The sequence below is a fragment of the Lysinibacillus capsici genome (assembly GCF_003367505.1).
Taxonomy (GTDB): Bacteria; Bacillota; Bacilli; order Bacillales_A; family Planococcaceae; genus Lysinibacillus; species Lysinibacillus capsici.
This window is the reverse complement of sequence record NZ_PXXX01000029.1, coordinates 1-8783: the sequence shown is the minus strand read 5'-3', so window position 1 is coordinate 8783 and position 8783 is coordinate 1. Positions and strand designations below refer to the sequence as shown.

Below are 8783 nucleotides of genomic sequence, written 5' to 3'. Positions count from 1 at the left end.
GCCTTTATAGTGACCGTATAGCGCGGTAGCTGTTAAATCATGCATCTTTGATAAGTCAGCACCTCCGTACCATGTGATAGGTAATTTCGCTAAATCCTCTATAGTCCAGTTATACTTCCTGTCAGAAGTTTTAAACTCGTCAATATTGAAATATGCCTTTACAGCAGAAGTATAGATGTTTAAAGACTTTGCTAAAAAGTCCTTCCTTTGTTGTGGATCATTCTGTGCCTGTAATGCATCATTTAACATGTCTTGTGGACGAATTGACACGCCATAAGCTGGATTCGCCTTTTCGTGTTCGATTGGATTCGTATAGTCCACATTCCCTTTTTCATCTTCGTCAGCTTTTGCGATAAAGACGAAGTATTGTTCGTCTATCACTGTGCCGTCTAATATCTTTTTACAGTATTGTAAACGTTGATAACAAAAAGAAGACATATTATCACCAGCGGTAGTTATTCCAATCATCAATTTATTGGTGTATGCCTTCATTGCTTCTTTTATAATGTTATATTGCTTCGGTGTCTTATAAGCGTGCATTTCGTCAGCAATACCGATATTACAGTTTAATGAGTCTTGCTTATCTGGATTGGCGGCCAATGCTTGAATAAACAAAGACCCATCACCTAGATCCCCTCGAATAGAATGTTCTTGGTTATTATCAATCACACGAAAATTCTCTTTCTCGCCCATTTGAACAAGGTTGTAATTAATGAAATTAAAACTTTCGAGTGCTTGTTTTAAAGCAGCCGCAACAATATACACCTTAGATCCAGAACGCCTGTTTAACAAACCTAACGCCCACGCTAATGCAGCTGCAAAGGATGTTTTAATATTTTTTCGAGGTATATAAATAAATGCTTCTTTGAAACGTCTAATCTCCGTATCTTTATGAAAAAACCCTAGCAAATTATAAACTTGATATTTATGGAATGGCTCTAATAAGAATGGCTTACCTCGCAACGGTGTACCATCTAGCATTTCGCCCTGTGCATGTACGAATGTTTTCTCGATAATACCGATAACAAATTCAGCATCTTTTGGTCGAAAATCATATGCAGGATTTTCTAAATCCCGTAAAAACCGTTCACACCCTTGTATTTGCTCTTTGTTCGCCAATTTACGACCTTCCACAATTGATTTCGCATACTCCATTACAAGGTCATAGTTTTTATACTTAGCCTCCAAGACTATTCAAAGCCTCTACTAAACCTGTATTCTTTGTTGGAGCTTTATTGTTTGGGTCATTTGATTTTGGATTCAGGCAAAGTCGATCAGAGTATGCGAGAATGTCTTTTCTAAGTGATTCCAAGGTTGCGACAATTGGCGATTTTTTTGCGCCTCCTGCGGCTGTGTAGCTTTCATATTCATAGCCTTCTTTTTCAAACCTTTCGGTCAAAGTTAAATATTGATGTACAATATCCGAATATGCGTCAATCAAGCGATTATATTGCGGTTTATGTACTCCCAACGCTTTCATATCACTCACTGTTCGACGCTTAATTGTTTCTTTACTTGGTACCTTCGACATGCCTTTCACCTCCCTCAAAAAATTATTTTAAAAATTACGCTCTATTGGAAAAAGTCCCCCTCCTCGGTCTCCCGATGCCTTATAGAAGTGTTTTGATATGGGGGGCTATTCTTTTGATTCTTTTTCAATTTCAACAATATTTTCTTTTAAATATTTCGAAACGTTGATATAACCTTCTGTGTTATGTTTCTCTGTAAATCCTCTGTATTTAACTCTTGCTGGGTATGCATCTGTTATATCACCGTTATTATCAATGTTTATGACAATTGACCAACCAAATGTGTGAAGTATCATGTTAATCCACCAAAGCATTCCTGACTCCCTAAACTCTCTCCATGTTCTCTTGTTTACCATTCTGTACCCTCCACTTTTTTCACTTTGTCTACCCAATATTCGCCTAACTCAGTCAACTTGCTGTTAGTTCTATCATGCATTTTATCGTGACAAGCAGTACATAGTGATAATAGATTCCAAGACTCTAACCGCCATTGTGGATGTGTTTCTAATGGATTGCAATGATGTACAGTAGTAGCAGTTCGATTCTTACCGTACCGCCTACACTCCTGGCATTCATAATTATCACGCTTTAAAACTTTAGCGCGTTTACTACGCCAAGACTTTGATTTATAAAAGTTCATTTATCATCACGTTCTTCATCCCCCACAATTTATAATTAATTGCATAATAAAAAGCCACGCTTGTATAAACGTGACTATAAAAAAAAGTTTAGTAATCTTTTTTTAAACATTGATAACATAATAAGACAAAATTATTATCTGCAATATACCTATCATCTATTTCTTCCAATACTACTATGCTTTTTATTTTGAATTCATTTCGATTTTCAGAAGTGTAACTACAATAATGGCATGATATTTTTTTACTAGATGTCTTCATTTCTTCCCTAAGCTTTTCAAAATCTACATTTTCAAAACCTGTTATTGTTGAACTAAATCTTTTCAAAATCTTCACCTCTGTATTTTTGTTTTTGCATTTTCATGGTTCAGTAATAACTAAACCATGATGGATCTTCTTATATTCTTTATCAATAATATTATTAATTAAATCTTTAGAAGTTCTCTCTAATAAGGGAATCATCTTAGAAATTTCATTTATTGCGTCAAGTGTAGTATCTTCTCCACCATGAAATATCATATTTCTTTTTGAATACATATTGTCTATCCAACCCTCAGGTAATTTCCATTCGGATAATGGTCCAAAATAATCTTCAAAACATTGATAAATTTGGTTTTTAGTTTTTCCACCTTTTGTTCTTTCCGTTTCAACATGATATTTCTTACCTAATATTTCCACAACATTCCAGAATGCGAAAAATTGATCAATTGCGTTATGTGATAACTTTCCCTTAGAGTACCAACCAATAGCCCTTAGTAAAGTTGGATGCAAAACTTCTAGTTCTCTAGATAGTGTAAAAGCTTCAATGATATCAGCTTTTTTTAATTTCCTTCTACTTGCAAATCTCTTTCCAGAATTAAATAACCCTTCGTTTTTATGTAATTGGATAGGCATATCATTAATTAAGGATAATACATCTCTCATTCTACCAAAAAATACATATGCAACAGTCTCAGCAATATCTATAGTATCAGCATATGCAGTAATTGTTGCTTTAAAGCCGTATGGACATTTTGATAATTCTATATCACTATAAAAAGGGTCATATGGATCGAATCCTTTTTCTTGCTTGAATTGAATTTTTCTTTCAATAGATATCGGACCAATCACATCAAAATCAACTTCCCAAATTCTTCTGTCCAATCTAAAACCTCCCTTAATTTCTCTTTAATAACATATTTACATAAAAACCCCTTTCACACAATCATATCCATAAAGGTAAAATGATTATAAATTTCCTTTGGAAAAGAACATGTATAAATTAACTTGAAATTTCTGTGAGTTTTAATATTATTCCTACTTGCCACCTTTCAAGATATCATTAAAAGCCACACCTCTTTGTAATGTGACTTTAAAAATATTCCGACCTAACATACTTCATTTACTCATCAGGTAACATTTCTGAGACTTCATTGATAAGATAATCTAATAGTTTAAGAAATTTAGTATCTAATTCATGTATTTCTTTCTCTATTTTACAATCTTCTTCATACCAATTATCATAAAACTCTTCTGGGGAACATTTAATTTCCCAATCATTTTTAGATATATCTTTAATTATAATTTTATAAGATTGAAGTAAATCTTTATCTAATTTTTCTAATAGATTTAAAAAATCTTTACTATAAAACGATTTATAGGAAAATAATATTTGGAAAGTAAGAGCAAAATTAGTTATCATATCTAAGAATTTTTCACATTCTTCTATATAACCTTGTGGTAAAGTAATGGCCTTAATATCAGGATTCTCTTTAATCATTTTTCTCAAATAAATACGTACAGTCGAATTATGACTTAGAAATTCCTTTCTAAATAAATCTAATTCATTAATTTTATTATTTAAAATGCTTATTACTTCTAGTTTTTTATTAACTTTTATTTCCCAAGTAAATTTACTTTTTTCTTTTTCGTATTGCCTCTCTAATAAAACATTCATTTGCCATTTCGCAATAAAATAAGCACCGAAAGCACCTATTAATCCACCAAACATACTCAATATTCCACCTATAATAGCAGCTTTATTAGAACTATCCCCTCCTATTACTTGAAAAGTGATAGCGAAAATTCCAAATAAAAATACTCCTACAAAAATAGAAAGAATTACTTCTATGACTCTTTTCATTTAAATTCCCCCAATATTTACTATTATTATCTTAACATGGTGGATTCTTAATGAATATAAGCATAATAAAAAGCCACAACTCGTAGTGAGTGCGACTTTTATGTATTATTTTTTAATTTGATAATCAGGTATAACAAATACTTCTAATTTACATTTGTTACAAATATATTTTGCTTGATGGTCCCTATTATAAATTTTGCTATATATTTCATCATGTGACGACGTATTCGGATCATATCTGTCAAATAAATCATCCCAAGCATTTTGGTAAACCAGTGATCCTCCGCAGTTGCAATTAGAATCCGTCCCCTTATCCTCTTTCATCCCAATAATTTTAGTTGTCAAATCTATTCCTCCTATCCTATTAATCTACTACCATCATAGAATAAAAGGAAAGTATTGTCATCACAAAAGAAGACTACATCAGTAGCCTCAATAAATTTACTTTATCGTGCCTATCACTATATTCAAAGATAAAATACACATAAAGGTTGCATTACATAACAATACACAAATAAAAATACCGTAATTTTTACGTTAAAAATACGGTAAATAATATAGACGCGAGTCAATATAGATGTTATAATAAAAGTATAGAAAAGGAGGTGAACAAAATGGATTACGAAAAACTACTAATGTATGTAAGTTCGATTGTTGGCATCTTAGGAGGTCTTTCCTCAATAGCAGTGAACATACAAACATTAACGAAAAAGAATACAAAAAAGCGACGCAATCCCGCTAAGAATAAACGTCGCTAAACCAATAGAAAGAAGAAGGTGAAAGCCTTCTTTTTTCACTTCTATTTTACCGTAACTATTTACACCATGCAAACAGTATCAGCTGAGTTTATTTTACGTTAATTCAACGTATTCTTTCCTATAATGTATAGGCACAAAAAGCTGATAAATATGGCTATTATGACTAAAAAAAGTCTAATTTTATTGCGTATTATATAGCGTTAATACAACGTCATAATTCATCATTTACGTTCGATTTAAGGCACTTTTCTTCCTTGACAACAAAACCCTCGACTTTATCTACACAACGCCTATAAAGGGCTTTAAAACACGTTTAAAGGCATATAGAAAGGAATTTCATTACTCAGAACATTTCCAGTAAATATTTCTTCTAATGAACATTTTTCACACTTAAAAATAGGGGTAGCATCTTGTACAGAAAAACTGAATACGTGGTCACAAGTTGTTTGCTTCAATAATAGTTGAATACTGTTATTATCTATCGTCATTTAATTAATCTCCTTTGTAATGGCGCAAGTTAGCCGCGTGGTATATGCCTTATTTATTCTTTTATTATTTAATACAGTCAATAATATATAGTCATAGATATTAACGTTAATATGTTCACATATTCTGATTAATGGTTTCGTTGTTTATATAAACTGTCGATATGCTTTTAAATAAAAATATCGTTATATTATTATTGATATGGAGCGATAGCGACATAGAGGATTTATGCTAAAGCATAAATCCTCGTGAATATTTTTATAGTTAATATAAGTCTAGTTAAATATAAGTATAGTTTGTCTATCAAAAACGTAAGGGTGTCCCTATCAATTTTGACAGGGTATCCCTATCATATTTGATACCCCTATAGGTTTAATACCGTATATAAATTGGATGTTTGCTTACCTATTCGGTCATATTGCTTGTCAACTCTAACGTATCCTAAGTCACTTAGAGTCTTTAATGCACGCCTAACCGAACTTTCACTACATCGTGCCATTTTTGCAATAGTCGCAATAGAAGCCCAAGACTGACGAGTTATATTATCTGCATATGCCGATAGCGCACAATAAACAGTTATGTCACTCGACCTCGTTATGCGAGTGTCATTAAGAATTTGTTTATACACTATTACAAATGGCTGTTTTGTCGTTGTGTCAGTCATGTAATAACTCCTTTCGTTTCTTTTAAGGATATAAACGTCGCCAACCGTTTAAATCACCTTTAATAATTCGTTTGCATATTCTTATAAATCTGTAATAAAATTATTAGTAGCATAAAATGAAAATGTAATTGCTAGGATATAGACATCGCCAAATATCTATATCCCGCAAAAACTCAGTCTCTATCGTCCATTTATCGCCTGTATGTGCTACTGCTAAGCACTGTGTACAATACTGTTGCTATACCGCAAATGGCTGCAACCATTCGTCGGTATGTAATAACTGATTGTCTTCATTTCGCGTTGATCGTCGCCAACCGTCAACCGAAAAGGCAAGTAGTATGTCGCTGTACATACCGATTAAAGAGTTATAAGTGTACTGAGATATTCGCTATATTATCTGTAACGATGACGCTAACTGTGTCGCTGATAACTATTGTTATTCGCTCACTTATCGTTATTTTTATTGGTTTTATCGCTCTATCCATTTTAGACCTCCTTACCCAATTTTCTTAACTTGCTTCCTTCGACTTTCTTAACTCTATATATTCAGCAAATTTCTTTTCACTAATTTTTCCGTCAACTAACGGTGATAATCCGTCAATACTGCGTCCTATTGCGTTTGTGACAACGTGAGGCGTATTCACTTCGTCGTCCGCCCATAGCTTCTTAATTAAGGAGATTTCTTCATTATCTATAAGTGTTATATCCGCTAAACCTTCGTATTTGCGTAGACGATTAACAAGCTTTTGGGTCGCCATAAGTTCATCGAACAGGTATCGCCTTGCTTCTACTGTAAATGTCCCTTGTCCATCTTTCATACGTTTGCCTGCACGATTGTACCCACATTTTGTAATTAAACGTATTTGCTCGTTGATCGCTTCCCATTTACGGAGTTCTTGGCTGCGGTGAGCGCGCGACTGTCCTTTTGTTTTAATCGGTTTAAAGTCTCCGTACACTTTCGCCTGTAGTTCTCGATAGTAAGTCAACGGCTCTAGCCAAGCGTGATATTTCGTCATTTCTTCTGTGGATCGGTCGTTAGCAACTACTGGACACAGCCAGCAGCCGAACCTTGCGCCACATGCTTCTGCTTTTGCTGCGATGTTCTCAACTCCACGTGGATTACTTACTCCACATTCACCTGTTGCTTCTTTATAAATACGTCTTACTTCATTTGTTGTGGTCCATCCTAGTGAGCCTTGCGATAGATACGCCCAAACATCATCAATCGTCCAGTCAACGATTGGCATAAATGTATGGGTATTTTTAAGTGAAACATGTTTTCCTACACGATCACTAATCGACCATTTTCGAATACTAGCCTCACGGCTTGCTGATTCTGATAAGCGAGTTCCGATGATGATATATGAAGGATCAATTGACTTTAGCATATTATCTTGTGGTGAAATTTTTAAGCGTTGAGTACACCAACGTCCAGCACCACTTCTTAAAGGTAAAAAGTAACCACGTCCCAAAGTCAAAACAAAATAAGAATGTTCTACTGGACGGTGTACAATTTGAGCCTCAATTGGTAGATTACGAGGCTTTACATAATGGTTAAACGCTTCTACTTGCGAGTGCATGTACGCTCCAACTTCTGGATTTTCAACGCGAGTATCGCTCATGACAACGTGTATGTGGCGAGTTCTTTTATCAGTAGGTAATGATTCTAGCATTTTGAGGACTAGCGATAATACCGTTGTACTGTCCTTACCTCCTGACCATGCGATAGCCCAAGGTCTTAAATCTTCCTTATCTAAGTATAATTCTGCTAAATATGCGATTGATCTAGTGACTTTTTCTTGCACTTCTGTAGCACTCCCTTTACATTGGTTTTACGTTTTAATATTCAAACATTCCGTCAGTGCCTCTTGTTTTTTGTCCTCTGTCATGGATAACCACGTCTTATTAGTTGTTTTCACTGGATTTCGTCTCCTTCAAAAACTTATTTACAAAGTAGGCTTGTCCTTTTCCAGTAACCCTTGCAGTCCTGCTGATACGGACAATTCCGAACTTTGTAAACGGTGATTCTTTGATTCTGAACAAGCCTAGATTCATAGCTTTTTGAGTAGGCATATTGTAGTCAATTCCTCTTTGTTTGATTAAGTAGCCGTTTTGACGTAACCACTCGTAGAAGCGATTCTGTCCCATCTTTATGCCGTTTTGGGTTTAGGATTTTAGCGAACTCACTAATAGAAATAGCTGTCTTACTCGCTTATATAGCTTCTGCAAGTCTTACTTTCGGCTTTTGTGCGTTAATAACACGTTCTTGTTCTAAAATTAAAGCGTCCTTTCGCGCCAATGCTCGTTCTGCAACCAATAAACCTCTTGCTAGTATCGTTACTTCGTCGTCTGTTTCATTTATTTGAATATATCCTCCATCCTTTCGAATAGACGGAAGTACCTCTGAAGTAACCCAGCGTTTGAACTTCTTTGCCTTCGCTTTAATTTCTGGATTGTTACCTTGTTTAGAAGCTCCTAAAATTAAACTGTATAAGCCCGATTCATTGATAAACTTTTTTCTTACTGTTTGGGTAGCATCGCTATTGTCGTGTCTTTTCCCTGTTAATACCCCTACTCCCCAGACCG

General features: G+C 34.4%; 12 protein-coding genes. 1 reads left to right on the top strand and 11 read right to left on the bottom strand.

Features of this window, described 5'->3' with window-relative positions; all coding sequences use genetic code 11:
- The 7 genes from C7B89_RS22000 to C7B89_RS21965 form a co-directional block, all read right to left on the bottom strand.
- Nucleotides 1-1155, bottom strand: a 1155-nt coding sequence (locus C7B89_RS22000; protein ID WP_147291549.1) for a terminase large subunit domain-containing protein, incomplete at its 3' end; no start/stop codon positions are given.
- Between the two features lie 22 nt (nucleotides 1156-1177).
- A complete protein-coding gene (locus tag C7B89_RS21995) occupies nucleotides 1178-1531 on the bottom strand; it encodes a P27 family phage terminase small subunit (protein ID WP_115674585.1) in 354 nt (117 codons plus the stop codon).
- A 105-nt stretch (nucleotides 1532-1636) separates the two neighbouring features.
- Nucleotides 1637-1885, bottom strand: a complete 249-nt coding sequence (locus C7B89_RS21990; RefSeq protein ID WP_244205755.1) for a hypothetical protein — start codon at nucleotides 1883-1885, stop codon at nucleotides 1637-1639.
- Nucleotides 1879-2169, bottom strand: a complete 291-nt coding sequence (locus C7B89_RS21985; protein ID WP_115674584.1) for an HNH endonuclease — start codon at nucleotides 2167-2169, stop codon at nucleotides 1879-1881. Before C7B89_RS21985 ends, C7B89_RS21990 begins: the two co-directional genes overlap by 7 nt.
- Nucleotides 2170-2527: 358 nt before the next feature.
- Nucleotides 2528-3310, bottom strand: coding sequence for a methylamine utilization protein MauJ (locus tag C7B89_RS21975; RefSeq protein ID WP_115674582.1), 783 nt, complete (start codon nucleotides 3308-3310; stop codon nucleotides 2528-2530).
- Nucleotides 3311-3548: 238 nt separating this feature from the next.
- Nucleotides 3549-4289 carry a hypothetical protein gene (locus tag C7B89_RS21970; RefSeq protein WP_115674581.1) on the bottom strand — a complete coding sequence of 247 codons (741 nt, stop codon included), beginning with the start codon at nucleotides 4287-4289 and terminating at the stop codon, nucleotides 3549-3551.
- A 105-nt stretch (nucleotides 4290-4394) separates the two neighbouring features.
- A complete protein-coding gene (locus C7B89_RS21965; protein ID WP_115674580.1) occupies nucleotides 4395-4634 on the bottom strand; it encodes a hypothetical protein in 240 nt (79 codons plus the stop codon).
- Nucleotides 4635-4903: 269 nt separating this feature from the next.
- On the opposite strand from C7B89_RS21965, the gene C7B89_RS22980 reads away from it, so the two are divergent.
- The gene (locus tag C7B89_RS22980; RefSeq protein WP_158539209.1) at nucleotides 4904-5047 is read left to right on the top strand and encodes a hypothetical protein; all 144 of its coding nucleotides are present in this window, start codon (nucleotides 4904-4906) and stop codon (nucleotides 5045-5047) included.
- Nucleotides 5048-5897: 850 nt separating this feature from the next.
- On the opposite strand, the gene C7B89_RS21955 is transcribed toward C7B89_RS22980, so the two are convergent.
- From C7B89_RS21955 to C7B89_RS23555, 4 genes are all read right to left on the bottom strand, one after another.
- Nucleotides 5898-6197 (bottom strand): helix-turn-helix domain-containing protein, encoded by a 300-nt coding sequence (locus C7B89_RS21955; protein ID WP_115674578.1) that lies wholly within the window; start codon nucleotides 6195-6197, stop codon nucleotides 5898-5900.
- A gap of 509 nt (nucleotides 6198-6706) precedes the next feature.
- On the bottom strand, nucleotides 6707-8002 hold the full coding sequence (locus tag C7B89_RS21950) for a phosphoadenosine phosphosulfate reductase domain-containing protein (RefSeq protein ID WP_115674577.1): 1296 nt from the start codon (nucleotides 8000-8002) through the stop codon (nucleotides 6707-6709).
- A 100-nt stretch (nucleotides 8003-8102) separates the two neighbouring features.
- Complete coding sequence (locus C7B89_RS23560) at nucleotides 8103-8345, bottom strand: phage antirepressor KilAC domain-containing protein (RefSeq protein WP_115674576.1); 243 nt, start codon at nucleotides 8343-8345, stop codon at nucleotides 8103-8105.
- 64 nt (nucleotides 8346-8409) lie between these two features.
- Nucleotides 8410-8783: BRO-N domain-containing protein (locus C7B89_RS23555; RefSeq protein WP_279629551.1), on the bottom strand; the 374-nt coding region annotated here is incomplete at its 5' end.